The organism is Isoptericola sp. Y581 (assembly GCF_059445475.1).
The window spans coordinates 491,461-516,751 of the sequence record NZ_JCAIUK010000003.1; the positions used below are offsets into that span (position 1 = coordinate 491,461).

Sequence of the window (25,291 nt, forward strand, 5' to 3'; positions counted from 1 at the left end):
ATCCCCTCTCGTGCGGGCCGGGTGGCCGCCTCCCCGGGCGGGAAGGTGCCCCCGGACTAAGCACCCTAGACATCAACACGCACCCTAGACATCAACAAGGACGTCCGGGGGTTCATTTCACGGAGCGGTCGCGACGTTCACACGACCGAGACCTCCCGGTGACCGGGCCTCAGACCTGCTCCGGGTCCTCGCGGGGAGCTTCGAGGGAGACTTCGAGGGGTGCCTCGGGGGCGGCATCCGTCGCGTCGGGCGCCCCGTCCCCGGGAGCGACGCCGAGGTCGCGGCGCACCCGGCGGACCTTCTTGTCCGAGACGGGGCGTTCGCCCAGGGCCTCCTCCGACCAGGTCGCCTCCGGGCCGGGGTACGCGCCCTTCGAGGGGCGGCGGGTGCGCTCGGGAGGGGTGACGCCGTCCGCGAGCCGACGCGCCGTCACCAGGAAGCCCGTGTGGCCGATCATCCGGTGCTGCGGGCGCACCGCCAGGCCCTCCAGGTGCCAGCCGCGCACCATGGACTCCCAGGCCTGGGGCTCGGCGAACCGGCCGTCGGCGCGCAGGTCCTCGGCGGTGCGGGAGAGCTGGGTGGCCGTCGCGACGTAGCAGATGAGCACGCCGCCGGGCGCGAGCGCCTCCGCGACGGCGTCGGTGTTCTCCCACGGGGCGAGCATGTCGAGCACCACGCGGTCGACGGTGCCGGGGTCCGCGACGGTGGGCAGCACGTCGGACAGGTCGCCGACCGAGAGCCGCCACGCCGGGTGCGCGCCCCCGAAGAAGGACTCGACGTTGCCGCGCGCGATCGCGGCGAAGTCCTCGCGGCGCTCGATCGAGTGCAGCTCGCCGGCGTCGCCGACGGCACGCAGCAGGGACATGGTCAGCGCGCCGGAACCGACGCCGGCCTCGACGACGCGCGCGCCCGGGAAGATGTCGGCCATCTGCACGATCTGGCCGGCGTCCTTCGGGTAGACGACCGCCGCGCCGCGCGGCATGGAGAGCACGTAGTCGCTGAGCAGGGGCCGCAGGGCGAGGTACTCGATGCCGGCCGTGTTGGTCACGACCCACCCCTCGGGGCGCCCGATGAGGTCCTCGTGCCGGAAGTAGCCCTTGTGCGTGTGGAACGTGCCCTCGGGCTGCAGGGTGATGGTGTGCAGGCGCCCCTTGGGGTCGGTCAGCTGCACCCTGTCGCCCACGCGCAGAGGGCCCCGGCGCAGCTCGGCGCCGGTGGCCGTGCCGACCGTCGAGTCGGTCGAGAGAGAGGTCGACATGTCGGTCGGGCGGGGTGCGGGGTCGGCGGGAGTCACGACGGGCGAGTCTACCGGCGCAGCGCAGCCGCCACCCTCGCCACGTCCAGCACCCCGGTGACCCGGCCGCCCTCGACGACCGGCACCACGCGGGCCCCGGACGACGCGCGGGCCAGGTGGGTCAGCAGGTCGTTGCCCTCCAGGCCGGCCGCCACCGCGGAGCCGGGCGGGAACGGGACCACGACGGCCTCGACCGGGGTCATGCGCGCCTGGTCGGCGGGCACGCTGGCGGCGGCCGCGGGGTCCACCCAGCCCACCGGCTCGCCCTGTGGCCCGGCCACGGTCACGACCGCGCCGGGGTGGGCGGCCGCGGCGTCCGACACGCCGGCGACCGTCGTGCCGACCGGGACGACGACGGCGGGGACGGCCAGCCCGCGCGCGGACAGCCCCGCGACCTGCGCCCGCGAGTGCGCGCCCTTGATCGCCTCACCGGCCCCGGACCACAGGAACGCGCCGATGAGCGCCGCCCAGACGACCGTGACCCAGGAGGGCGACCGGCCGTCCTGCAGCGGCCATAGCAGCGCCCACGCGACGACGCCGACGGCGACCACGCGACCCACCCAGCCGGCGGCCACGGTGCCGCGCGTGCGGGAGCCGGTCGCACCCCAGACGATCGACTCGAGGATCTGCCCGCCGTCGAGCGGCAGGCCGGGCAGCAGGTTGAAGATCCCGACGAACGCGTTCGAGAACGCCCCCGCGAGCAGCAGCATCGACGGCACCGTCGCCGCGGGCTGGAGCTGGAACGCGACCCAGAATGCCGCGGCGAGGACCAGGTTGGTCAGGGGCCCTACGACGGCGACCAGCGCGCCGTCGAGGGGGCGCGCCCCGGCGCCCGTGTACGCCGTGTGCCCGCCCCAGAGCGTCACGGCCAGCTCGGTCACCTTGTGCCCGCGCGCTCTGGCCACGAGCGCGTGCGCCATCTCGTGCAGGAAGACGGAGGCGAACAGCAGCAGCACGAAGGCGAAGGCGACGACGAGCACGCTGGTGGTCGCCATCTGCGGGGAGAACCGGCTGACGGTGGGCGCGAACACCAGGGTGAGGACGACGGCGCCGAGGAACCACGAGGGGGTGACGAGGACGGGGGCGCCCGCGACGCGGCCGACCACCCATCCCCGGGAGCGAGAGGTCACGGGGCCAGGCTAGCCGCCGCACCGGGTGCGTCCCGGCGTGTCCGGGTGTGTCCGGAGCCGCCCGTAGGGTGACGCGCATGACGACGACCACGGGTCCCACGGCGCCCACGGCACCCGCAGCGCCCGCGGCGCCTTCCGTGCGCATCCCGGGGCTGTCGCCGTCTCGCGCGAACGACTTCATGCAGTGCCCGCTGCTGTTCCGCTTCCGCGTCGTGGACCGGCTGCCCGAGCCCCCGTCGTCGGCCGCGGCGCGCGGCACGCTGGTGCACGCCGTCCTCGAGCGGCTCTACGACGCCCCGCGCGGCGAGCGCACCCCGGAGGCGGCGGTGGCGCTGCTGCCGGGCGAGTGGCACCGCCTGGTCGCGGCCGAGCCGCGGTACGCCACGCTCTTCGAGCCGGGCGGCGACGCCGCCGGCACCACGCCCGAGGACTGGCTCGGGCGCGCGCGCAAGCTTCTCGGCACGTACTTCACGCTCGAGGACCCCAACCGGCTGGAGCCGGAGGCCCGTGAGCTGCGCGTCGAGACCCTGCTGGACGACGGTCCCGCGCTGCGGGGGATCGTGGACCGGCTCGACGTCGCGCCCGACGGCGCGCTGCGGGTGGTCGACTACAAGACGGGCCGGGCGCCCGGCCCGGGGTACGAGGCGTCGGCCCTGTTCCAGATGCGTTTCTACGGGCTCGTGCTGTGGCGCGAGCGCGGGGTGCTCCCGCGCATGCTGCAGCTCGTGTACCTCGGCGACGGCCAGGTGCTGCGGGCCGAGCCCAGCGAGCGGGAGCTCGAGGCCACGGAGGCCAAGGTGCGCGCCCTGTGGTCGGCGATCGAGGACGCGGCGCGCACCGGGGACTGGCGCCCGCGGCGCAGCCGGCTGTGCGGGTGGTGCGCGCACCAGTCGGTGTGCCCCGAGTTCGGCGGCGAGCCGCCCGTCGTGCCGGCGGAGGCGCTGCGCGAGCGGCTCGGGGTCGAGGTCGAGGCGGCTGCGCCCGTCACACCGTGACCGTCACCGTCACACCGTGAGGTCGACGACCTGCCCGGCGCCGATGCGCGCGATGGTGGCGACGTCCACCTTCTCCAGGGACGACACGCGGCTCAGGCCCTCCAGCCGAGGGACGGGCAGCACGGCCTCGACGCCGAGCGTGGTCACGCCCGCGGCGCGCGCCGACGCGATCCCCGTCGGGGAGTCCTCGATCGCGACGCAGGCGCTCGCGTCGACGCCTAGCCTCTCGGCCGCCAGCAGGTACGGCTCCGGGTCGGGCTTGCCCCGCGTCACCTGGTCACCCGTGACGATCGTGGCGAAGGACTCGGCCGGAGCCCGCGACACGACCTCCCCGGCCAGCTCGGTGTAGCTCATCGTCACCAGCGCGCAGGGCACGCCCGCGTCGGCCAGCGCGGTGAGGAGGTTCAGCGCGCCGGGCTGCCACGGCACCTCCACGCGCACCTGCTCGATCACGCGCCGCAGGAGCCGCTCGACGATCTCATCCACGGGGAGGTCGACACCGCCCTGGTCGCGCAGGATCGCCGCCGAGACCGTCAGGGCGTTGCCGACCATCTGCAGCGCCTGCTCGTCGCTCCACGTGCCCCCATGCTCGGCCACGAGCTCGTGCTCCGCCGCGATCCAGTACGGCTCGGTGTCCACGAGCGTGCCGTCCATGTCCCACAGGACCGCGGCCGGCAGGGTCGGGGCGGTCGGTTCCGGGGCGGGGGCGAGGGTCTCTGGCACCCCTCCATCGTACGGACCGGGCGCGCGCCCATTCCCCGCGTCCGCGTGACGTCGGGCACGCGCGGGCGCTGTATACGCTGGACGGATGACGACCGAGCCGGAGAACACCGGGCGCCACGCCGCACGGCAGACCGTGATGATCGCCGCGTTCGAGGGATGGAACGACGCCGGGAGCGCCGCGACCGCGGCCCTCACCCACCTGGCCGAGGTGTGGGACGCCCACCAGGTGCGGGAGCTGGACCCGGAGGACTACCACGACTTCCAGGTGAACCGCCCGGTCACGGAGACCGGGCCCGACGGGGAGCGCACGCTCACCTGGCCCACCACCACCGTCTCCGTCGCCGAGCTGCCCGACCGCTCCGTGGTGCTCGTGCACGGCATCGAGCCGTCGTTCCGGTGGCGGTCGTACTGCGCGGAGCTGCTCGACCTCGCCGCCGAGCACGGCGTGCGCACCGTGGTCACCCTGGGCGCGCTGCTCGCCGATGTCCCCCACACCCGCCCGATCCCGATGACGGCCACCACCGAGAGCTCCGGGCTGCAGGCGGTGCTCGACGTCGAGCCCAGCACCTACGAGGGCCCCACGGGGATCGTCGGGGTGCTGCAGCACGAGGCCGACCGGCGCGGGTTCCAGTCCGTGTCGCTGTGGGCGGCGGTGCCGCACTACGTCGCCAACCCGCCGTCGCCGAAGGCCGCGCTGGCGATCCTCACCCGTGTGGAGGAGCTGATCGCCGCCCCGGTGCCGCTGGGCGAGCTGCCCGAGGACGCCGAGGCCTGGCAGCACGGCGTCGACGAGCTCGCGTCGGACGACGCCGAGATCGCGGAGTACGTGCAGCAGCTCGAGGAGGCCAAGGACACCGCCGAGCTGCCCGAGGCGTCCGGCGATGCCATCGCCCGCGAGTTCGAGCGCTATCTGCGCCGCCGCGACGTGGGCGGCGACAAGGGCGGCGACAAGGGCGGCGACAAGGGCGGGGAGGGCGACAAGGGGGACAAGGGCGACCGGGGCTAGGCCCACCCCTCCTTCATCCGACATCCTGACGGCGGTCTGGACGCCGAGCTCGACGGGCCGAGCCTGCACGCCCGCACCGTGACGAGCATCGAGGGTGAGACGTACTGGGGGGGGTCGAGCTCGCGCCCTTTGTGTTCGTGGCGGCCTCTGCAAGAACCCGGCGCTCGGCGCCACGATCGCGCTGCCGGTGTGGTCCGGGTCGGTGCGGATCGGCGAGCGGTGGACGCCCGCGCCTGAGGTCGGGGAGCTCGAGGACTGGGTCGACGCCCTGGTCCGCACCGGGCTGCTGAGCATGGACGACGGCATCCGGGCGGACCCGGTCGCCTGAGCCGGGCGGGGCGAAGGCGCGGAGGCTAGAGCCGCACGCCCAGGAGGGCGTCGATGGCCCGGGCCAGCACGCCGGGAGCACCCTCGTGGTCGGACGCGGTGTCGCGGCCCTCCTCGAGCGAGCGGTCGGCCCAGGCGTCGACGGCCGCGAGCGCCGCCGGGCCGTCGAGGTCGTCGGCAAGCGCGGCGCGGACGGCGGCGAGCGTGCCGGCCGCGTCGGGGCCGCCGTTGCCGGAGACCGCGGTGCGCCACCGCTCGAGCCGCGCCGTGCCGGCGTCGAGGTCGGCGTCGGTCCACTCCCACTCGTCCCGGTAGTGATGGCCGAGCAGCGCGAGCCGGATCGCCATCGGGTCGACCCCCGCGTGCCGCAGCGCGGAGACGAACACGAGGTTGCCGCGCGACTTGCTCATCTTCTCGCCCTGGTACGCGACCAGACCGGCGTGCGCATGCACCCGGGCGCCGCCGCCGCCGAGCAGGCGGTCGTGGGAGGTGGACATCTCGTGGTGCGGGAACAGCAGGTCCGCTCCCCCGCCCTGCAGGTCGAAGGGCAGGCCGAGGCCGTCCCGGGCGATCACCGCGCACTCGATGTGCCAGCCCGGGCGGCCCGTGCCCAGGGACGCGCCGTCCCACGCGGGCTCGCCGTCGCGCTCGCGCCGCCACAGCAGCGGGTCGAGCGGATCCTTCTTGCCCTCGCGCTGCGGGTCGCCGCCGCGCTCGGCGAAGAGCGCGGCCATGGTCGCCGGGTCGAACCCGCCGACCCGGCCGAAGTCGGGGTCGGCGGACAGGTCGGCGTACACGTCGCCGAGGCCCGGGTCGTCGCCGCCCGCGCCCGGCTCGATCGGCACGCGGTAGGCGAAGCCGGCCTCCAGCAGCCGCTCGACGGCCTCGACGACGGCGGGCACCGACTCGACCGCGCCGGTCCAGGTGGCGGGCGGGACCATGCCGAGCGCCGTCATGTCCTCGCGGAACAGCGCGATCTGGTCGGCCGCCAGGTCCCGCCAGTCGACGCCGGTGGCCGTGGCACGCTCCAGGAGCGGGTCGTCGACGTCGGTGACGTTCGAGACGAAGGTCACGTCCTTGCCCGCGTCGAGCCACGCGCGGTGCAGCAGGTCGAACGCCAGGTAGGTGCTGGCGTGACCGAGATGGGTCGCGTCGTACGGGGTGATGCCGCACACGTAGTAGCGGGCGGACTCCCCGGGCGCCGGGTCCACGAGCCGTCCGGTGGTGCTGTCGTGCACCCGGACGGGGGTGCGGCGGCCGTCGGCCGGTTCGGGGAGCTCGGGGATCTGCGGGGCGGGCCAGGAACGCACGCGCCCAGGCTACCGGTCAGGTCACCGGGTCCGTCACCGGCAAGGTCACGGGCCGACCCGTCAAACGACGATCCCGCCGTTCGCCGTGAGCACCCCGGTGAGGAGCAGCACCACGACCACGGCCGCGAGGCCGAGCCGGTACCAGACGAACGGCATGAAGGAGTGCGTGGTGATCAGCTTGAGGAAGCCGATGATCACCACGTAGCCGACGACGAACGCCACGAGGGTGGCGATGAGGGTCGCGCCGGCCCCGGGCGCCCCGGGGGCGGGGTCGTCGCCGACCGACTTGGCGAGCTGGTAGAAGCCTGAGAGGAGGACGGCGGGGACCGCCAGCAGGAACGAGTAGTCCGCGGCAGCCTTGCGCGTGAACCCCATGAGCAGGCCCGCGGTGATGGTGCCACCGGAGCGCGACACGCCCGGGATGAGCGCCAGTGCCTGCGCGAACCCGAAGGCGACCGCGCGGCGCGGCGTCAGCTCGTCGAGCTTGCGGGTGCGACGCCCGATCTTGTCCGCCCAACCCAGCAGGAGGCCGAAGACGACGAGCGTCGTCACGGTGATCCAGAGGTTGCGCAGGTACGTCTCGATCTGGTCCTGGAAGAGCAGGCCGAGCACGCCGATGGGGATCGAGCCGAGCGCGATGAACCAGGCCATGCGTGCCTGCGCGTCGTGCGCGCCGAGGCGGGCCCGCCAGTCGCGGCCGTGGGCACCCACGAGCGAACGCCACCAGGCGACGCAGATGTCCCGGATGGTGCGGCGGTAGTACAGGAGCACGGCCGCCTCGGTGCCGATCTGGGTGATCGCGGTGAACGCCGCCCCGGGATCGCTCCCGCCGAGCAGCTCCCCGACGATGCGCAGGTGCGCGCTCGAGGAGATCGGCAGGAACTCGGTCAGGCCCTGGACCAGGCCGAGCAGGATCGCTTCCCAGGCATTCACGGGCGGTCACACTACCCGGGCGCAGAGGGTTTGCCGGTAGCCTGGCCCGCCATGGAGCGTCGTCAGGTGGGCCGCACGGGCCTGCGCGTGTCCGAGCTGGGCCTGGGGACGATGACGTGGGGGCGGGACACCGACGACCTCGACGCCGGGGAGCAGCTGCGCGACTTCGTGGACGCGGGCGGGAACCTCGTCGACACCGCCGCCACGTACGGCGACGGCGACGCCGAACGCCTCATCGGTTCCCTCCTGGACGTGAAGGTCGCCCGCGACGAGCTGGTGCTGTGCACCAAGGGCGGCGTGCGCGCCGGCCGCTCCGGGGCCACCGTCGACGCGTCCCGGGCGGGGCTGCTCGCCGACCTGGACGCGTCCCTGGCCCGCCTCGGCACCGATCACGTGGACCTGTTCCTGGTCGCCTGCCCCGACCCGACGACGCCGCTCGCCGAGACCGTCTCCGCACTGCGCCTCGCCGTCGCGTCCGGCCGGGCCCGCTACGTCGGGCTCTCCAACCATCCCGGGTGGGCGGCGGCCCGCGCGGCGACCCTGCTGGAGGCCGACGCCACCGGCCTGACCGCCCTGGAGCTCGAGTACTCCCTGCTGCAGCGCGGCGCCGAGCGCGACGTGGTGCCCGCCGCCGACGCCCTCGGCCTCGGCCTGCTGGCCTGGTCCCCGCTGGGCCGTGGCGTTCTCACCGGCAAGTACCGGCGGGCGATCCCGGCGGACTCCCGGGCGGCGTCCGCGCACCTCGCGGCCTTCGTCGACCCCTACCTGGACGCGGCCTCCTCGTCGGTGGTCGAGGCAGTGGCCACCGCCGCCGACGGGCTCGGCCGCGCACCGCTCGAGGTGGCCCTCGCGTGGCTCCTCGCCCGTGACACCGTCGCGAGCGCGATCGTCGGCGCCCGCACCCCGGCGCAACTGCGCGCGTCCGTCGCGGCCCTGGACCTCGACCTCCCGGGCGAGGTGCACGCCGCTCTCGACGACGTGTCCGCCCCCGAGATCGGCTACCCCGAGCGCTGGTAGGCCTGGCCGGGGGGCTCCACCTCGGCGCGGTCGGTGGCACCTTCGAGATCGGCGTCGAGGTCGTCCTCCTCCTCGTCGCCGTCGTCGTCCTCGTCGTCGTCGTCCTCGTCGCCGTCGTCCTCACCGTCGTCGAGGAAAAAGGGCGTCACCTCGGAGTACACCTGGGCGAGCGCGTCCTCGTAGACCTCGAACGCATCGGCCAGCACCTCGTACGCGTCGTCGACCGCCGGGTCGTCGTCCCCCCTGCGGGTCGACACCGCGTGGTAGTGCGCCTCCAACGCGGCGACAAAGCGGTCCAGCGCGGCACGCGGGTCTGCGGTCATGCTCTGACGGTAGCGCCCCGGGGGCACAATGGGCAGACAAAAACCGCCCGCGAGCACTTCGGGAGGACGGCGGATGGCTTCGATCCCGTCGACGACGCAGGCAGGCGCGCGCTCCGGCGCGACGTCCGCCTGGCGCAAGCACGGACAGTACGAGTACCGCGTGCTCACCATCGACCGGGGCACCAGCGTCCCGGACGCACGCAGGATGCTCACCGAGGAGGCCGAGTACGGCCGGTGGGAGCTCGCCCGCACCCGCCTCTACATGGGTGGCGAACGCCGGGTGTGGCTGCGCCGCAAGATCATCAAGGTCACGCCGACGTTCTGACCTCGACCGCACCGGTCGAGGAGGACGCGCAGGTGACAGCAGACGACAGCGGGCGACAGCAGGGGCAGGTGACGGGCATGGCGGAGGCCTTCCGCAAGTCCCGCCCCGACGCTCCGCCCGGGTTCTTCGACACGGAGGCCGCCGGCCTGCGCTGGCTCGGAGTGCCGGGCGGCCCGCGCGTCGCCCGGGTCCTCGACGTCGGTGCCGGGCACCTCGACCTCGAGCGGGTCTCGGCGGCGCGCCCGACGCCCAGCGCCGCACGCGACCTCGGGCGCCGGCTCGCCGTCCTGCACGACGCCGGGGCGGACGGCTTCGGCGTGCTGCCGCCCGGGGCGGTCCGCGGGTACTTCGGCCCGCTGGACGACCCGCTGCCCATGGTCGCCGGCACGTGGGGCGACTGGCCGGCGTTCTACGCCCACGCGCGGCTGCGCCCGGTCGCCGCGCAGGGGCGCGAGCGCGGCGTGCTCACCGCGCAGGACGCTGCGGCGTTCGAGCGCGTGTGCGGGCGGCTCGGCGCGCTCGCCGGCCCAGCTGCACGCGAGGCGCCGGCGCGCGTGCACGGCGACCTCTGGTCGGGGAACGTCCTGTGGGCTCCCGGGCCGGCGTCCGCCGCCGAGGCGGTGCTGATCGACCCTGCGGCGCACGGCGGGCACCGCGAGGCCGACCTGGCGATGCTCGCGCTCTTCGGCGCGCCGCACCTGGACGAGATCATGGCCGGCTACGAGGCGGCGCACCCGCCGGCGCCGGGCTGGCGCGACCGGGTGCGCCTGCACCAGCTGTACCCGCTCGCGGTGCACGCCGTGCTGTTCGGGGGCGGGTACGTGCAGCAGACCCGCCACCTGCTGGCCCGGCTGGGCGCGGCCTGACGCGCCCGTCGTGTGCGGTCGTCCGCGGCCGTCAGCAGGTGCGCAGCAGCCGGTCCAGCACGCGCGTGCCGAAGCGCAGCGAGTCGACCGGGACCCGCTCGTCCACGCCGTGGAACATGCCGGCGAAGTCGAGGTCCCCGGGTAGCCGCAGCGGGGCGAACCCGTAGCCGGTGATGCCGAGGCGCGACAGGGACTTGTTGTCCGTGCCGCCCGAGAGCGTGTACGGCAGCACCACTGCCCCCGGGTCCTCCGCCAGAAGGGAGGCGACCATCGTGTCGACCAGGTCGCCCGAGAACGGCACCTCGAGGGCGGTGTCCTGGTGGATCGGCTCCACCCGCACGCGCGGGCCGGCCAGCTCGCGCAGGGTCGCCATCCCCTCCTCCTCGTGCCCCGGCAGCAGCCGGACGTCGATCGCGGCCTCGGCGCGGCCCGGGATCACGTTCGCCTTGTACCCGGCCTCGAGCTGGGTCGGGTTGGAGGTGTTCCGCACCGTGGCGCCGACGAACTTCGCCGCCGGGCCCAGCGCCGCCACCAGCGCGTCCACCGCGTCGGGGTCCTCGGCATCGAACCGGAGGCCGGTGAGGTCGGACACCCCGCGCAGCAGCTGGTCCACGGTGGGCGTGAGCGTGGAGGGCCAGCTGTGCTGTCCGATGCGCGCGACCGCCGCGGCGAGCTCCGTCACCGCGTTCTCGTGGTTCACCTGGGAGCCGTGCCCGGCCCGCCCGTCGGCGACCAGGCGCAGCCACGCGAGGCCCTTCTCCGCCGTCTGCAGCAGGTAGGCGCGCCGGCCGCCGACCTCCACCGAGAAGCCGCCCACCTCGCTGATCGCCTCGGTGGCGCCCTCGAAGAGCTCCGGCCGATGCCGCACGGCCCACTGCGCGCCGCGGACGCCGCCCGCCTCCTCGTCGGCGAAGAAGGCGACGACGACGTCGCGCGCCGGGCGGCGTCCCTCGCGGGCCATCTGCCGCACCACGGACAGGATCATCGCGTCCATGTCCTTCATGTCCACCGCGCCGCGACCCCACAGCAGGCCGTCGATCTCCTCGCCCGCGAACGGGTCCACCGACCAGTCCTCGGCGGCGGCGGGCACCACGTCGGTGTGCCCGTGCAGCACCAGCGCGGGCCGCGTGGGGTCGGTGCCCTCGAGCCGCGTCACGACCGAGGTCCGGCCGGGCTCCGACTCGAACAGCTCCACCTCGAGACCCACCTCGGTGAGCAGCGCGGCGACGTGCTCCGCCGCCCGCCGCTCCCCCGGCCCCTCGCCGTTGCCGTAGTTCGACGTGTCGATCCGCAGCAGGTCCTGACAGATCCGCGCGACCTCGTCCTCGGCGCTGGTCGGGGCGGTGGGCGGCACGACAGGGTTGCCCGTCGGTCCGGTCGTCGGGCGGGTCGTCGGCTCGGTCGTCATGCGGCCCACCGTAGTCGCCGCACCGCCGGGACGAGCCCGGACCCGGGCTCCTCCCGGCATGCTGGCGGTCAGGTGCGCGCGAGGGTGCCGTCGGCCCCCAGCACCAGCTCGGCCTCGAGCCCGACGCGCTCCAGGAACGCCCGGTCGTGGCTCACCACCAGCAGGCCGCCGCGGTAGGCCGACAGCGCCTGCACGAGCTGATCGGTGCTGGTGAGGTCCAGGTTGTTGGTGGGCTCGTCGAGCACCAGCAGCTGCGCCGGCGGGTCGGCCAGCAGCAGTCGGGCGAGGGTGACGCGGAAGCGTTCCCCGCCCGAGAGCGTGGCGACGGGTCGGTCCACCTGGTCGCCGCGTACGAGGAACCGCGCGAGGCGGTTGCGCAGCTCGCCCGGGGTCAGGTGCGGGGCACCCGAGCGGACCGCGTCCAGCACCGTCTGGTCGTCGTCGAGCACGTCGAGCCGCTGGGGCAGGTAGCCGACCCGCTCGGTGAGCGCCTCCGCCCGGGCGCCCGAGCCGAAGCCTTCGGGCCGTGCGTCCGGCGACCCCCCGACGAGCTGCTCCAGAAGCGTCGTCTTCCCGACGCCGTTGGGGCCGGTGAGCGCCACGCGCTCCGGCCCGGCGAGGACGATCTCGCGGCCGTCCGTCCCGCGCAGCACGGCCAGGCGACGGCCCGCGGGCACGTCGGGGTCGGGCAGGTCGACGACGATACGGTCGTCGTCGCGCACCGACCGCTCGGCCGACTCGACCGCGGCCCGCGCGACGGCCTCCTTGTCCGCCGCCGCGCCGCGCCGCGCGCCCTGCGCCTTCTGCGCCGAGTTGCGGCGGTCGTTGATCACGGCCTTGACGTACCGGCTGTTCGCGGCATCCTTGCGGCCCTGCCGCTCGGAGTGCGCGATGCGCTCCTGGGCCTCGACCCGCTGCCGCTTCTCCCGGCGCAGCGTCTGCTCCGCGTCACGGAGCGCCTGGCGGGCCGCCTCCTGCTGCCCCTCGAGCCATTGCTCGTACTGCGAGTACGGCCCACCGAAGGTGGCCAGGGAGCCGGTGCGCAGCTCCGCCGTGTCGTCCACGAGCTCGAGGAGGTCGCGGTCGTGGGAGACCACCACCAGCGCCCCGCGCCACGTGCGCACGATCTCGTGGAGGCGCTCGCGCGCGGCGCCGTCCAGGTTGTTCGTAGGCTCGTCGAGCAGGGCGACGTCCGCGCCGCGCAGCCGCACGCCGGTGACTGCCACCAGCATCGCCTCGCCGCCCGACAGCGTGCCGACCGGGCGGTCGAGCACGCCGTCGGCGGCGGGCAACCCGACAGCACCGAGCGCGGCGACCGCACGCTCCTCGACGTCCCAGCCGTCGCCGACGGTGTCGAAGAGCCTCTCGAGCCGGTCGGGTGCCACGTCGCCGTCCGTGATGGCGCGCACGGCGTCCACGACGCCGCGCACGCCGAGCAGGTCGGCCACGGTGGCGCGGGTGTCGAGGGTGAGGTGCTGCGGCAGGTAGTCCGCGTCCCCGGAGACGGCGATCGCACCCGACGACGGTCGCAGCCGGCCGGCGACGAGGCGCAGCAGCGTGGACTTTCCGGTGCCGTTCAGGCCGACGAGGCCGGTGCGGCCACGGGAGAAGGCGCCGGAGACGCCGGCGATCGGGGTGGCCCCGTCGGGCCACGAGAAGGTGACGTCGCGCAGGGCGACGGAGGGGTGGGTAACAGGCACGGGCGGGCTCCAGCGGTGGCGTGGGGAGGACGGACGGCGGGTACGCCGACTTCTCTCCTCGCGCGCGGCACGTGGCCGGCGGGGAGCCGTGGGGTCGACGCGGTCAGGCGGTGGCCTGGGTGCCCGTCATCGCCGTGGCCGCCTCTCGTCCGGGAGCCGTCCCCTCTCACGCACGGCGGGAGCCGCAGGGACGGCGACGACCATGCCACGCCCCCTGCGCCCGCGGCAACCCGATATCGGGGCCGGTCAGGCGGCGGATGCCTCGGCCGGCCACGGCTCGTTCGGCTCGCGCGGGTCGTCCGGCAGCAGCGAACCCACCCACGAGTCGTGCCGCGTGCCCCGCTGCAGTCCGAACCGCCGCAGCGTGCCCTCGTACCGGAACCCGAGCTTCCAGGCGACGCGCCGCGACGGCCAGTTGCCCACGTACGCGAGCCAGTGCGCACGCGCCAGGCCCAGGCCCTCCGGGTCCAGCGCCCAGTCGACGACGAGGCGGGCCGCCTCGGTCGTGAGGCCCCTGCCCCGCGCGTCCGGGGCGCACCAGTACCCGAGCTCGCCCATGCGGTCCGTGCCGGGGGCGTCCTCGCAGCTGACGCCGACCATGCCCAGCACCGGGCCGTCGACGCCGCCAGGCTCCCGGATCGCCCAGGTGAAGTTCTTCTCCCGGGCCCAGCCTTCGGCGACCATCCCCGTGACGAACCCCTCGGCGTCCGACCGGCCGTACGGCGTGGGCACCGTGGTCCACCGCGCGATGGCGGCGTCGGCGCAGACGTCGGCGATCCGGTCGACGTCGGCGCCCGTCGGGACGGAGAGACGGACGCGGTCGGTGGCGAGGACGAACGGTTCCATGCGCGCATCCTGGCACGCGCCCCGGAGCCGGTTCACGCTGTTTGTCCGACGCCCCCCGAGCGCGCGGCACCGTCGCTGTGCGACACCTCTTCCGACCCCGCCTCGTCCGACCCCGCGTCCTCGTGCCCTGCGTCGTCCTGTCCGCCGTCCTCGCCGGGCGGCGACCCGTCGTCCGGTTCCCCGGACCCGTTGCGCTCCGGATGCGGGCGGTCGCCCCGCAGGGTGGAGAAGACCGTCCACGCGACGGCCAGGAGCGGGACGGCGACGATCGCGCCCAGGATCCCGGCCAGCACCGTGCCGGCCGTGACGCCGAGGCCGATGACCAGCGGGTGCAGCGCGACCTGCTTACCCATGATGAGCGGCTGGAGCACGTGCCCCTCGAGCTGGCCGATCAGCGCGATGCCGATCGTGACGATGAGCGCCGTGACGATCCCGTTGGCCGCGAGCGCCACGACGGCCGCGATGATCATCGCCAGCGGCGCGCCGATCAGCGGGATGAACGCGCCGATGAACACGAGGACGGCCAGGGGCGCCGCGAGCGGCACGCCGAGGATGGTCAGCAGGATGAACGCCAGGACGCCGTCGGTGAAGGCGATGATGACGGTGCCCCGGGCATAGCCCGAGAAGCTGTACCAGCCGGCACCCGCCGCGGCCTGCCACCGCGAGCGGTGCTGCTCCGGGATCTGCCCCAGGAACCACCGCCACATCTTCCCGCCCGACGCGACGAAGAAGACGGTGCTGAAGATCGCGAGAGCGAAGATCGCGAAGCCCTCGAAGACGGACCCCGCGCTCTGTGCCGCCTGGCTGACCAGCGAGTCGGCATTGTCCGTCAGCCACTGACGGCCCTGGTTGATCCATTCGTTGATCTGGTCGACCGTCACGGACAGGCCGAACGGCCCGCTCTCGAGGTACTTGAGGATCTGCTGCACGCCCGTGTCGAACTGGCCGGCGAGCTGCTCCCACTGGCCGGCCACGGACGCCACGACGTACGTGATCAGGCCGCCGAGGACGAGGAACGCGCTGAGGATCGCGAGCGCGGTGGCCAGCGGGCGGGGCATGATCTTCGCGTAGAAGCCGGCCACCGGGTTGAGCACCGAGGCGAAGACGAGCCCGAGGAACACGGCCACGAAGACGAGCTGCACTTGCACCGTCGCCCAGAACACGAGCGCCACGGCGGCCGTCAGGGCGATGAGCCGCCACGACCATCCGGCCGAGGACCGCAGCCAGGCGGGGACATTCTCGCTGGAGTGCTTCGACACCCGTGGGCTCCTCTCGCCGACCGTGCCCCTCACGTGCCCCCAGTGTGCCGCACCGCGACAGCCCCGGCGGGACGGCGGTCCGGCCGTGTCGCCGCAGGCCCGGGCGCAGCGGCCTCGTCGAGTAGGGCGGTCAGGGCTCTCCGACGGGCCGTCGTCCGTCGCCTGACCTACGCTTGCCCGCACGGTACGTCCCGGCCGAGGGGTGAGCATGAACCCGACGATCAGTGTCCTCTTCCGTGCGATACCGCTGGTGATGGGGGCGGTATGCCTCGCATTCGGGCTCTACGTCCTGTCTGGCGGTGACGACGCGGACCACTTCGTCGCCGGCCACGTCAACATCGCCCTGGCGGCGATCTGCATCGCGCTCTTCACGACCGCTGCGACGATCATCCGCCAGCTCGTCCACCGGTACGGCCAGTTCTGGGTCGTCGCGCTGCCGGCGCTCGGGTACGCGGTCGCCCTCGCGACGGTGATCTGGGGCGTCGCGATCATCACCCGGGGCGACGAGCCGCAGTTCGTCGCGGCCGGGCACGTGGTGCTCGGCATCGGGTTCATCGCGGGATGCGTGAGCACCGTGGCCACCGCGTCGACCAAGTTCGTGCTCATTCAGAAGAGCGCTGCGCGTCCCGTCGGGGGCGGTGCGCCGGAAGGTGCCTACTCACGTGGCGTCGGTGCCGTGCTGATCGCGATCCCCGCGCTGCTCGCACTGATCGGGCTCGTGGTCGCGGTAACCCTCTACGCGAAGGGCGGCAACACCGCGCTGGTCGCGGGACACGTCATGACCGGCCTGTCACTGATCTGCTCCGCGCTCGTCGCGCTCGTCGCGAGCATCGTGCGACAGGTGCGCAACGAGTTCGGCGACGCCGAGCGCTACCGCTGGTCGTGGTGGGTCGTCGCGATGGGAACCGTCAACGTGGTCCTGGGGCTCGTGGTGCTGTTCGGCTCGGACGAGTCGGCGCGCCTGGCCCCCGGGACCGTGCTGATCGGTCTGGGCCTCATCTGCTTCAGCATCCTGTCCAAGGTGCTGCTGCTCGCGCTCGTGTGGCGCCAGGTCTTCGCCCTCGCCAACCGGATCCCGATCATCCCGGTGGCCACGGCGCTCGCGTGCCTGTTCTTCGCGGCGTTCCTCTTCGAGGCGACCTTCTCCCAGCCAGGCTACTTCGTCGGTGCGCACGTCCTGGTGGGACTCGGCGCGGTCTGCTTCACGCTGTTCTCGATCGTGTCGATCCTCGAGGCCGGGACCTCGAAATAGTCGCGAGCGGTCACGACGTCGCACCCCGCTCGGGCTCCTCGCGTCGCGCCGCCGCGACGACCCGCAGCGAGCACAGCAGGCCCAGCAGCAGGAATCCCGAGGCGACGAACAGGGAGACCCGGGTGCCGTCGCTGAACCCGTCGGAGAGTGCGCCGACGACCTCAGGCGTCTTCTCGCCGAGCTGGCTCCGGGTGCCCTCGGCGCGCAGCTCCGGGATGGTGCCGCCCGCCGACTGCTGCGTCGCGTCGGCCATCTGGGTCGCGACGGCGGGCGGGACGTCGTCGACCGTCTCCAGGGCGGGCGGGACCGTGGTCGACAGGCCGATCGCGAGCGCCGCCCCGATGAATGCGGTGCCGAGCGCCGAGCCGAGCTGGCGGGCCGTGGACTGCGCCGCGGACGCCTGGCCGGACTCCTGGGCCGGGACGTCGACGAGGGTCGTGCCCGTGAGCTGCGCGGACGCGAGGCCCAGCCCCAGTCCGTAGATCACGAGAAGGGCCGCGACGAGCAAGGACGACACGGTCGGCGTCACGACCAGGGCCACCGCGAGCACGCCGACGACCTCGAGCACGAGGCCCAGGACGATCGTGCGTGGCGAGCCGATCGCGGCGGCGAGATGCCGGGCCATGGCCCCCGAGAAGAACGCGCCCGCGGCCATGGTCGCGAGCACCAGGCCCGCGCCCATGGTGGTCAGGCCCAGGATGTTCACGAGGTAGAGCGGGAGCACGAAGATCAGGCCGAACTCGCCGATCGCGACGAGCATCGCGGTGAGGTTGCCCCAGCGGAACGTCGCGATGTGGAAGAGCGAGAGGTCGAGCAGGGCGGAGCGGGCGATCCGCGCGCGGTGCCGCTCCCAGAGCACGAACGCGACGATGAACAGCACGCCGATCGCGCCGATGACCGGCACGGGCGAGATCGGGGCGCCCGTCCCCCAGACAAGGCCGAAGACCTTGAGCTCGGCCTCGGGCGCCCACCAGCCGAGCGACTGCCCCTCGATGAGCGCGAAGACGACCGCGCCGAACCCGAGCGCGCTCGTCAGGAGGCCGAGACCGTCGAGCCCCGGCACCGTGATGTGCGCGCGGGTCTCGGGGACCACGAGGAGTGCCCCGATGATGACCGCCACACCGATCGGGATGTTGACGAGGAAGATCCACGGCCAGGTGAACGACGTGGTGAGCCAGCCACCCAGGAGCGGCCCGACCGCGGCCATGCCCGAGATCACCGCGCCCCAGACGCCGAACGCGATCGCCCGTTCCTTGCCGCGGAACGTCGCGTTGACGGTCGACAGGGTCGCCGGGAGGACGAGTGCACCGCCGATCCCCTGGACCAGGCGCGCCGTGATCAGGGTCCCGGCGCCGTCGGCCTGCGAGGCGAGGATGCTGCCGCCCAGGAAGACCACGACGCCCACGAGGAGCAGGTTGCGGCGGCCCAGCCGGTCGCCCAGGCGACCCGCGGACAGCAGCAGGGCCGCGAACACGACCGAGTAGGACGCGTTGACCCATTGGCCGTCGTTCAGGTCCAGGCGCAGCTCCCGGATGATCGTGGGGAGCGCGACGCCCACGATCGTCCCGTCCAGCACGATCATCGACAGCGCGGTCGCCAGGACGACCAGCCCCGCCCACCGGTGGTCCTTGGCCCCGCTCGGCGGTGCTGCCGCCGATGCCGCGCCGGTTCCGCTCGACCCGTTCGGCTGCGTGCTCATGGACACTCCTCCTCGAGCAGGGCGATCGTGGCGCGGAGTCGCTCTCCGGTGCGGTCAGGCGGAGAGCAGACGGGGCAGGGCCGAGGAACGAGTCCGTCCTGACGGGCGTGCATCCACGGTAGGACGGGCCCCGAGACCCCGCCCGGGGACCGGCCTACGCCACCGTCAAGCCCTTGCGCTCCGCGCCGTCGCAGGGTCGACAGGACCGGTCATCGGGAGGTGGAAGTGGGAGTTGGAAGCGACCGTGCGTCTCGAAGCGATCGCGCCGACGGCAGCCGTGATGTACGGTGCCACACCCGGCCACGGACGCTCCGTCGCGGAACGACGAAGGCCCCCCGTTGTGGACCGGGAGGCCTTCGTCGTCGCTGTCTCAACGAGTGTCCGGAGGGGGACTTGAACCCCCACGCCCGATAAAGGGCACTAGCACCTCAAGCTAGCGCGTCTGCCATTCCGCCACCCGGACGAGTGGACCTCGACAGCGTCGTAACGCCGTCTCGGTGCGGGGAAAAACATAGCACGGGCAGGCCGGGCTCTCGCAATCCTCGGCCCGCCCGCACCGCCCCTCCTGACGTCGCCGGAACGCTCGCCCGGCGCGTCGGCGGCGGCGTGTAGCGTCCTCCTCGGCCCGAGGACCAACCGGTCAAGGGTGAGGAACTGGACGAGTCGTCGGGCACGCCGAGAACAGGAGCGCCGCAGGTCATGATGGGTGGGCACCACGCCGCGTCGGGAGCGGCGGCCTGGGTCGCGGTCACGTCCACGGCCCCGTTCGCGTTCGGCTGGCACCCGGTCTCCGACGTCGGGGTGATGACGGGCGCCCTCGTGTGCGCGGGGGCGGCCCTGCTGCCCGACGCCGACCACCACAACGGGACCATCGCGCACTCGCTGCCGCCCGTCTCCGAGGGCGTGGCCAAGATCGTCGCGGCCGTCTCCGGCGGGCACCGCAACGGCACCCACTCGATCCTCGGCATCGCCGTCTTCACCGCGATCGCCTGGGTGATGGGCATGGTCTCGATCCGCACGGAGGCCTTCGGCGAGGTGCTCGTCGGCCCGGGCATCCTGGCGGTGCTCCTCATCGCGTTCGCGCTGCGCGCGTGGAAGGTCACCGGCGGGCGCCGCTGGTGGAACTGGACGCTGTCGCTGTTCCTCGCCGCCTGCGTGGCCGTCTTCGCGCCCGAGGAGTGGAACTGGATGCCGTTCTGCGTGGCGCTCGGCTGCGCCGTGCACGTGATCGGCGACATGCTCACCACGGCCGGCGTCCCCCTCCTGTGGCCGCTGAAGTTCCGCTCCCCGTACTGGGTGCGCCGCTTCCGGGTGCTGCCGTTCGACGACGTGTGGCGCGACGGCGGCAACCTCTCGCTGCCGATCCTGGGCGACGCCGGGTCGTGGCGCGAGTGGCTGGTCATGACCCCGGTCAGCCTCTACGCCGTCGTCGGCGTGGTCTGGGCGGCCCTCGCGCAGATGGGCTACGACACCCAGCCGGTCTGGGAGCAGGCGACGGCCTGGGCGACCACCCTCGGTTCGTGACCCGTCAGCCCCGGACGGCGTCGCGGAGCCGGCGGTCCTCGGCGGCCATGTCGGGGCGCGCGAGCCGTGCGTCGTCGTGGCGCCGGCCCGCCAGCACCGCGTCGAGGTAGCGCCGGTCGGCGTCGAGCCGGGCGCCGGGATCCGTCGTCGGTGCCCCGTGGCCGGGCACGAGGGCGGCGCAGCGCGCGACGTACGGCGCGAGCCGCTCGAGCCCCTCGAGGTAGGTCGCGACGTCGCGCGCCGCGGCACCCCTGACCCCGATGCCGGGCCCGGTGAACTCGTCGCACGGCAGCGGGAGCTCGACGTCGCTGAGCATGTCCCCCGCGACGAGCACGCGGCTGCGCGGCAGCCACACCGCCCCGTGCCCGGGGGCGTGGCCCTCGTGCGTCACGATCTCGGTGGGTGGCAGCACACCCTCCGGGTCGGGGACGCCCCGGTCGCCCGGCGGCACAGGCGCGACGCGCCCGATCAGGTCGAGCACCTCCGGCGGGGAGGGCGTGCCGCCGTAGCGCCGCGCGTCCGCGCGGGCCTCGGCGCGTAGCCGGGCGCGCGCCGACGCCGCCACCCCGGCGGCCCGCGGGGTCGCCCAGCGCGGCACGTCGAGCCCGAGGTCCGGGTGCCACAGCAGGTGGTCGTGGTGGGCGTGGGTCGCGAACCCCGCGACCACCCGCGCGCCGCGGGCCCGCACCTCGGCGGCGATCGCCGCGAGCTCGTCCGCCTCCCACGCCGGGTCCACGAGGAGGGCGCCCGGCCCGGCTTCCCCGTGCCGTCCGAGGACGAGGGTGGTCGTGGTGCTCAGCCGCCTGCTGGTGCGGACGGCGACCCCCTCGTCGTCGTCGACGACCGGCACGAATCCCATCCCCGCACGATACGGAGCGGGACGAGCGGGAAGAAGGCCGAACGCGAAGAAAAGGCCGAACCGAAAAGACCTGGACCCACGCGAGGACCCGCTGGCATGCTCTCGGCTGGCGGCACGCGATCGGCGCGGGCCCGCAGCGAAGGAGGGCAGAACGATGGACGACGTCGTCACGTGCGCCCACCCGGAGACTCTCCGGCGGGCGGTCACCACCCGATCCTGAGGGGCCGCGAAGCGAGCTCCTCTGCCTGAGCAGGAGTCTCGCGTGCACCAGCACCACCCCCGGAACGAACAGATCGACGACCTTCCCCCTCTCCCCTTCGCCGCCGCCCTGCCGGCCGACGGTGTCCTCCCGGCAGAGCCCGGCCCCGACCAGCGGTGGTCCACCTGGACGTCCGTGACCAAGGGCCAGCGCGGCCCCGATCCGCGGCCCGACTGGGTCGTCACCGCCGACGCGGCGTTCGACACCGAGCTCGGCATCCTCAAGACCGGCAAGGAGGCGGACGTCTTCCTCCTCGAGCGCGCCGTGCCCGACGACCCGACACGCCACAGCCTGCTCGCCGCCAAGCGGTACCGCAGCCGCGACCACCGGCAGTTCCACCGCGACGGCGAGTACACCGACGGGCGCCGCGTGCGGCGCACCCGCGACCAGCGCGCCATCGAGGACCGCAAGTCGTCGTGGGGCAAGGCCGTGGCCGCCACCCAGTGGGCCGACGCCGAGTTCCTGGCGCTGTCGAGGCTCTGGGACGCCGGCGCACCGGTCCCCTACCCCGTGCAGATCGACGGCACGGAGCTTCTCATGGAGTTCGTCGGCGGGGAGACGGACGACGGCACCTACGAGGCGGCGCCCCGGCTCGCCCGCACCCGGCCCGCGCCGGACCTGCTGGCGGAGTGGTTCGACCAGCTGCGCCGCGGGATGGGGGTGATCTCCCGCCTCGGGTGGGCCCACGGCGACCTGTCGCCGTACAACATCCTCGTCGACGGCGCCGACAACGCCGACAACGGGGGACGCCTCGTGATCATCGACCTGCCCCAGGTCGTGGACCTCGTGGCGAACCCGTTCGGCGCGGACCTGCTGCACCGCGACTGCCGCAACGTCTGCACGTGGTTCACCGCTCGAGGACTCGACGTCGACCCCGACGAGCTGTTCGCCGACGTCTTCGCGCAGGCCTGGTAGCGGCCGCGGCGCCCTTCACCCATCGACGAAGCTCGGGGCGTGCCCGTGCACCGACCTGACGGTGTGCCCTCAGCCACCCAGGCCCACGCTGTTGTCGGGGGCGCCGTCCCCCGGCGGCAGGTCGCCGCGCTCGACCGGCTCCTGCGTCGTGGGTGCCTCGGACACCAGCTCCGCCAGCTCGTCGTCGGTCGGGACGCGGACGTGCTCCGCGGCCTCCCGGAGGGAGGCCCGGTCGACCGCGGGCCCCGAGACCCGCAGCTCGACCCCGTCGCGCACGACGACGAACTCCTCCGCCTCCCCGGACGTCCGGTGGAACAGCTCCCCTTCCACCGTGCACATGACGGGACCGTCCACCGAGCCGCCGGTGGTGTCCCTGACCTGGCCGGTCGCGCAGTCGTCCGCGCTCATCGCGTCGCCCGTGGCGGTGAGCAGGAAGGTACTGCCCGTGTCGTCCGAGAAGATCAGCGAGAACCCGTCGGTGCCGTAGGCGCCGGCCGACATCGGCACCGGATCGAAGCCCGTCGCCGTCGTGGTCAGCACGTACCGGGGCGCCGTCCCCCATCGGGCCGCCGCCGCGGCGACGTCGTCCCCGCCGGCGGGGCCCGCGGGAGCGCACGCGGACAGGAGCAGCAGCACGGCACCGGCAGGCAGGAGGCGTCGCGCACCACGAGGGCTCATGGGCGCTGATGATGCCACGGCGCTACCGTGGGCGGATGGGGACCGAGCCGGCCGACACGTACGACGGCGAGGCGCTGGCGACCTTCTTCGCGGACCTCGGGCTCGCGCTGGGCGCGGGCGACCTGGAGGACCTCACCGAGCGCTTCGACCTGCCCGCCCTGCACGCCGGCCAGACCGCGTCGAGCGTCCTGACCTCGCCGGAGGAGGTCCTGGACCTGCACCGGTCGCGCCCCATGGCCGACGACGCCCGCGAGGCCGTCGCGGCCGTCCCCGAGGTGGTGGCCGTCGACGAGGCAGGCTGGGGCCTCCTGTGGGTGGACGTGCGATGGAGCTACCGCGACGAGCTCGCGGGCGAGAGCGCGACCGAACGGGTCCGCTACCTGCTCCGCCGCGGGCGGAGCACGTTCGCCGTCTGCGTCCTCGCACCCGTCGACTGACCGCCCGGCGCGGGGGCTGCCCTCCGCGACCGGCCCGTGGTGATCAGCCCATGTCGCCCGCGGGCGACGGCGCCTCGCGGTGCCGCCGCGCGTGGTACGGCTTGGGCAGCTTGAGGTGTCGCTCGGCCATGATGCTGCGCAACAGGTCCGGGGCGTCGGTGATGAGCCCGTCGACCCCCAGGTCCATGAGGAACTCGATCGTCGCGGGGTCGTCGACCGTCCATGGGATCACGCGCATGCCTTCGCCATGGGCGGCGTCCACGAGCCGGCGCGTGGTAAAGACGACGTAGCCAGGGTCGTCGACGGTGCCGTCCTGCGGGTCGCCGTGCACCGGGGACACGGCGTCGGCGCCGAACGACACCGCCGCCGCGACGAACCGTTCCTGCAGCGAGCCGTCGAAGTCGTCGATGTCGAGGCCGCCGAGCCAGGGCGACGCGCCGGCCTGGCTCTGCTGCAGGAACTGCTGGCCGTTGGTCAGCGCCACGACCGGCAGCCGCGGCTCCACCTCGCGCATTCGCATGAGCGAGCCCCAGTCGAAGCTCTGGATCGTCACCTGGTCCACGAGGCGCGCGCGGCGCACCTCCCGCGCCACGACCTGCACGAACTGCTCGCGCGGCGCGGTCTGCTCCGGTGCGCCCGCCTCGACCTTGGTCTCGACGTTCAGCGTGACCTGGCGTGCCCGGTAGTCGTTGACGAGGTCGAAGACCTCCGACAGCAGCGGGAGGCGTTCGCCGGGGTGCACCTCCTGGTCCGGGAACTGCGGCTGGCGCAGGGACCCGCAATCGATCGTGCGCACCTGGGCGAGCGTGAGGTCCTTGATGTACGTGGTGCCGGGCACGTACGGGTACTCGGGGTCGTCCGGGAACGCGGGCCCGGTGTCCACGCACTTGGCGGGGTTGAGATCGCGGTCGTGGGTCACGACCGCGTACCCGTCCGCGGTGATCTGCACGTCCAGCTCGAGCGTGCTCACGCCGAGCTCGAGGGCCTTCGCGAACGCGGGCAGCGTGTTCTCGACCGTCATCGCCACGCCGCCCCGGTGTGCCTGCAGGTCGAACGTCCGCTGCCCGTGCTGGCCGCGTCCGCGCTCAGATTCCTGGCCGGCGCCCTGTCGAGCGCCGGCGGGGGCATCGGCGGCGGTCGCGGGGACGACGCCTGTCGCCACCAGCGCCCCGGCGAGCAGCACAGAGCTCAGCACCTGTCGTGTTCGCATGCCGTCGAGCGTCGACCCGCCCCGTGGCCGCCGCGTGGACCGGGCGCGGCGTGTCGGCGACGGCACGGTGAACTCACGGCGTCCTCGCAACGGGCGCCGAGCCCTCTCCCCGTCCGGCCCGGGCACCGTGACGACGCCCCTCACCGGAAGTCCCGCGATCGGGTGGCCACCGGCAGACGCAGCGGCGCGAGGTGCTCCGCGAGCAGGTTGACCGCGCCGTCCGCGCTCTCCACCCGGCCGCGGACCACCATCGCGGGGGCGGCGCGGGCCACCGCGGCGAACCGTCGCCACAGGCCCACCGTGCAGATGACGTTGAGCAGCCCCGTCTCGTCCTCGAGCGACAGGAACGTCACACCGCCCGCCGTGCCCGGGCGCTGGCGGTGCGTCACGACGCCGCCGACCGCCACCCGCCGGCCGGCCTCGGTGGCGAACGCCTGGGCGACGGTGAGCACGCCCGCCCGCTCCAGGCCCTCGCGCACGTGCTCCAGCGGCGACGCCGAGCCCGGCGTGATGCCGGTGGCCCAGGCGTCCGCGACGTCGACCTCGACCGAGGTCATACCCGGCAGCGTCGGGGCGTCGACCCCGACGGACACACCCGGCAGGGTGCCCGGCCCCTCCTGACCGAGGGCGCCCGCCGCCCACAGCGCCTCCCGGCGTCCCGTGCCGAGCCCCTCCGTCGCGCCCGCGGTCGCGAGCGACTCGAGCTGGAAGGTGCTGAGCCCGACCCGGCGGGCCAGGTCCCGCAGGTCCCGGAACGGGCCGTCCTCCCGCTCGGCGACCATCTGCTCGGCGAGCTCGTCCCCGATCCCCCGGACGGCGGACAGCCCGAGGCGCACCGCCAGCGCCGGGTCCGGCTCCGGCCCGAACCCCCCGTCCGGCGGGGTTTCGACAGGCTCAACCGGCGGGGTTTCGACAGGCTCAACCAGCGGGGTTTCGACAGGCTCAACCGGCGGGGTTTCGACAGGCTCAACCGGCGGGGTTTCGACAGGCTCAACC

At 74.1% G+C, this 25,291-nt stretch carries 25 protein-coding genes and 1 tRNA gene; 10 read left to right on the top strand and 16 right to left on the bottom strand.

From position 1 onward, the window contains the following. Nucleotides 1-169: 169 nt before the first annotated feature. Nucleotides 170-1,258 carry a tRNA (adenine-N1)-methyltransferase gene (locus AC1C2W_RS08435; RefSeq protein ID WP_495412880.1) on the bottom strand — a complete coding sequence of 363 codons (1,089 nt, stop codon included), beginning with the start codon at nt 1,256-1,258 and terminating at the stop codon, nt 170-172. Nucleotides 1,259-1,305: 47 nt separating this feature from the next. Beyond that, nucleotides 1,306-2,424 carry a site-2 protease family protein gene (locus AC1C2W_RS08440; protein WP_495389179.1) on the bottom strand — a complete coding sequence of 373 codons (1,119 nt, stop codon included), beginning with the start codon at nt 2,422-2,424 and terminating at the stop codon, nt 1,306-1,308. Nucleotides 2,425-2,501: 77 nt separating this feature from the next. On the opposite strand from AC1C2W_RS08440, the gene AC1C2W_RS08445 reads away from it, so the two are divergent. Next, complete coding sequence (locus tag AC1C2W_RS08445) at nt 2,502-3,419, top strand: RecB family exonuclease (RefSeq protein WP_495389178.1); 918 nt, start codon at nt 2,502-2,504, stop codon at nt 3,417-3,419. A gap of 9 nt (nt 3,420-3,428) precedes the next feature. Here AC1C2W_RS08445 and AC1C2W_RS08450 read toward each other — a convergent pair whose 3' ends face one another. After that, nucleotides 3,429-4,142: an HAD family hydrolase gene (locus AC1C2W_RS08450; RefSeq protein ID WP_495389177.1), complete on the bottom strand. Its 714-nt coding sequence runs from the start codon at nt 4,140-4,142 to the stop codon at nt 3,429-3,431. An 85-nt stretch (nt 4,143-4,227) separates the two neighbouring features. Between AC1C2W_RS08450 and AC1C2W_RS08455 the strand changes: the two genes are divergently transcribed. Beyond that, nucleotides 4,228-5,148: a PAC2 family protein gene (locus AC1C2W_RS08455; protein WP_495412861.1), complete on the top strand. Its 921-nt coding sequence runs from the start codon at nt 4,228-4,230 to the stop codon at nt 5,146-5,148. 94 nt (nt 5,149-5,242) lie between these two features. Beyond that, nucleotides 5,243-5,476 (top strand): hypothetical protein, encoded by a 234-nt coding sequence (locus AC1C2W_RS08460; protein ID WP_495412862.1) that lies wholly within the window; start codon nt 5,243-5,245, stop codon nt 5,474-5,476. A 25-nt stretch (nt 5,477-5,501) separates the two neighbouring features. Here the strand turns inward: AC1C2W_RS08460 and mshC are convergent, their stop codons facing one another. Then, nucleotides 5,502-6,785 carry a cysteine--1-D-myo-inosityl 2-amino-2-deoxy-alpha-D-glucopyranoside ligase gene (mshC, locus tag AC1C2W_RS08465; protein ID WP_495389174.1) on the bottom strand — a complete coding sequence of 428 codons (1,284 nt, stop codon included), beginning with the start codon at nt 6,783-6,785 and terminating at the stop codon, nt 5,502-5,504. A gap of 60 nt (nt 6,786-6,845) precedes the next feature. Next, complete coding sequence (locus AC1C2W_RS08470; RefSeq protein ID WP_495389173.1) at nt 6,846-7,718, bottom strand: undecaprenyl-diphosphate phosphatase; 873 nt, start codon at nt 7,716-7,718, stop codon at nt 6,846-6,848. Nucleotides 7,719-7,769: 51 nt separating this feature from the next. Here AC1C2W_RS08470 and AC1C2W_RS08475 point away from each other — a divergent pair, with 51 nt between their 5' ends. Beyond that, entirely contained in the window at nt 7,770-8,735 is a 966-nt protein-coding gene (locus AC1C2W_RS08475) for an aldo/keto reductase (protein WP_495389172.1), read from the top strand. On the opposite strand, the gene AC1C2W_RS08480 is transcribed toward AC1C2W_RS08475, so the two are convergent. Then, nucleotides 8,717-9,058 carry a primosomal protein gene (locus AC1C2W_RS08480; protein ID WP_495389171.1) on the bottom strand — a complete coding sequence of 114 codons (342 nt, stop codon included), beginning with the start codon at nt 9,056-9,058 and terminating at the stop codon, nt 8,717-8,719. The genes AC1C2W_RS08475 and AC1C2W_RS08480 overlap by 19 nt on opposite strands. Before the next feature lie 73 nt (nt 9,059-9,131). Here AC1C2W_RS08480 and AC1C2W_RS08485 point away from each other — a divergent pair, with 73 nt between their 5' ends. Together AC1C2W_RS08485 and AC1C2W_RS08490 are read left to right on the top strand one after the other, a co-directional pair. Next, entirely contained in the window at nt 9,132-9,383 is a 252-nt protein-coding gene (locus AC1C2W_RS08485; RefSeq protein WP_495389170.1) for a DUF5703 family protein, read from the top strand. Next, nucleotides 9,380-10,249 carry a fructosamine kinase family protein gene (locus AC1C2W_RS08490; RefSeq protein ID WP_495389490.1) on the top strand — a complete coding sequence of 290 codons (870 nt, stop codon included), beginning with the start codon at nt 9,380-9,382 and terminating at the stop codon, nt 10,247-10,249. Before AC1C2W_RS08485 ends, AC1C2W_RS08490 begins: the two co-directional genes overlap by 4 nt. Nucleotides 10,250-10,280: 31 nt before the next feature. Here AC1C2W_RS08490 and AC1C2W_RS08495 read toward each other — a convergent pair whose 3' ends face one another. The 4 genes from AC1C2W_RS08495 to AC1C2W_RS08510 all read right to left on the bottom strand — a co-directional run bounded on the left by AC1C2W_RS08495 (nt 10,281) and on the right by AC1C2W_RS08510 (nt 15,462). Next, entirely contained in the window at nt 10,281-11,657 is a 1,377-nt protein-coding gene (locus AC1C2W_RS08495; protein WP_495389169.1) for a M20/M25/M40 family metallo-hydrolase, read from the bottom strand. A 68-nt stretch (nt 11,658-11,725) separates the two neighbouring features. Next, on the bottom strand, nt 11,726-13,357 hold the full coding sequence (locus AC1C2W_RS08500; protein ID WP_495412863.1) for an ABC-F family ATP-binding cassette domain-containing protein: 1,632 nt from the start codon (nt 13,355-13,357) through the stop codon (nt 11,726-11,728). A gap of 246 nt (nt 13,358-13,603) precedes the next feature. Further along, nucleotides 13,604-14,203: a GNAT family N-acetyltransferase gene (locus tag AC1C2W_RS08505; RefSeq protein ID WP_495389167.1), complete on the bottom strand. Its 600-nt coding sequence runs from the start codon at nt 14,201-14,203 to the stop codon at nt 13,604-13,606. A 32-nt stretch (nt 14,204-14,235) separates the two neighbouring features. Further along, nucleotides 14,236-15,462, bottom strand: coding sequence for an AI-2E family transporter (locus AC1C2W_RS08510; RefSeq protein WP_495412864.1), 1,227 nt, complete (start codon nt 15,460-15,462; stop codon nt 14,236-14,238). 208 nt (nt 15,463-15,670) lie between these two features. Here AC1C2W_RS08510 and AC1C2W_RS08515 point away from each other — a divergent pair, with 208 nt between their 5' ends. Continuing rightward, a complete protein-coding gene (locus tag AC1C2W_RS08515) occupies nt 15,671-16,714 on the top strand; it encodes a DUF2776 family protein (RefSeq protein ID WP_495389165.1) in 1,044 nt (347 codons plus the stop codon). Nucleotides 16,715-16,724: 10 nt separating this feature from the next. Here the strand turns inward: AC1C2W_RS08515 and AC1C2W_RS08520 are convergent, their stop codons facing one another. Further along, nucleotides 16,725-18,413 carry a DHA2 family efflux MFS transporter permease subunit gene (locus AC1C2W_RS08520; RefSeq protein WP_495412865.1) on the bottom strand — a complete coding sequence of 563 codons (1,689 nt, stop codon included), beginning with the start codon at nt 18,411-18,413 and terminating at the stop codon, nt 16,725-16,727. A 378-nt stretch (nt 18,414-18,791) separates the two neighbouring features. Continuing rightward, nucleotides 18,792-18,876: transfer RNA gene (locus AC1C2W_RS08525), tRNA-Leu, on the bottom strand. 236 nt (nt 18,877-19,112) lie between these two features. Here AC1C2W_RS08525 and AC1C2W_RS08530 point away from each other — a divergent pair. Then, complete coding sequence (locus AC1C2W_RS08530; RefSeq protein WP_495389163.1) at nt 19,113-19,937, top strand: metal-dependent hydrolase; 825 nt, start codon at nt 19,113-19,115, stop codon at nt 19,935-19,937. A 4-nt stretch (nt 19,938-19,941) separates the two neighbouring features. Here the strand turns inward: AC1C2W_RS08530 and AC1C2W_RS08535 are convergent, their stop codons facing one another. Beyond that, nucleotides 19,942-20,796 carry an MBL fold metallo-hydrolase gene (locus tag AC1C2W_RS08535; protein WP_495412866.1) on the bottom strand — a complete coding sequence of 285 codons (855 nt, stop codon included), beginning with the start codon at nt 20,794-20,796 and terminating at the stop codon, nt 19,942-19,944. Nucleotides 20,797-21,124: 328 nt separating this feature from the next. On the opposite strand from AC1C2W_RS08535, the gene AC1C2W_RS08540 reads away from it, so the two are divergent. Beyond that, a complete protein-coding gene (locus AC1C2W_RS08540; RefSeq protein ID WP_495389489.1) occupies nt 21,125-21,970 on the top strand; it encodes a serine protein kinase RIO in 846 nt (281 codons plus the stop codon). Nucleotides 21,971-22,039: 69 nt separating this feature from the next. Here the strand turns inward: AC1C2W_RS08540 and AC1C2W_RS08545 are convergent, their stop codons facing one another. Beyond that, a complete protein-coding gene (locus tag AC1C2W_RS08545; protein WP_495412867.1) occupies nt 22,040-22,648 on the bottom strand; it encodes a hypothetical protein in 609 nt (202 codons plus the stop codon). Between the two features lie 35 nt (nt 22,649-22,683). Here AC1C2W_RS08545 and AC1C2W_RS08550 point away from each other — a divergent pair, with 35 nt between their 5' ends. After that, entirely contained in the window at nt 22,684-23,085 is a 402-nt protein-coding gene (locus tag AC1C2W_RS08550) for a DUF6841 family protein (protein ID WP_495412868.1), read from the top strand. 43 nt (nt 23,086-23,128) lie between these two features. Here AC1C2W_RS08550 and AC1C2W_RS08555 read toward each other — a convergent pair whose 3' ends face one another. Together AC1C2W_RS08555 and AC1C2W_RS08560 are read right to left on the bottom strand one after the other, a co-directional pair. Further along, a complete protein-coding gene (locus AC1C2W_RS08555; RefSeq protein WP_495412869.1) occupies nt 23,129-24,295 on the bottom strand; it encodes a glycerophosphodiester phosphodiesterase family protein in 1,167 nt (388 codons plus the stop codon). Between the two features lie 140 nt (nt 24,296-24,435). Then, the coding region (locus AC1C2W_RS08560; RefSeq protein WP_495412870.1) for a helix-hairpin-helix domain-containing protein at nt 24,436-25,291 on the bottom strand (856 nt) is incomplete at its 5' end.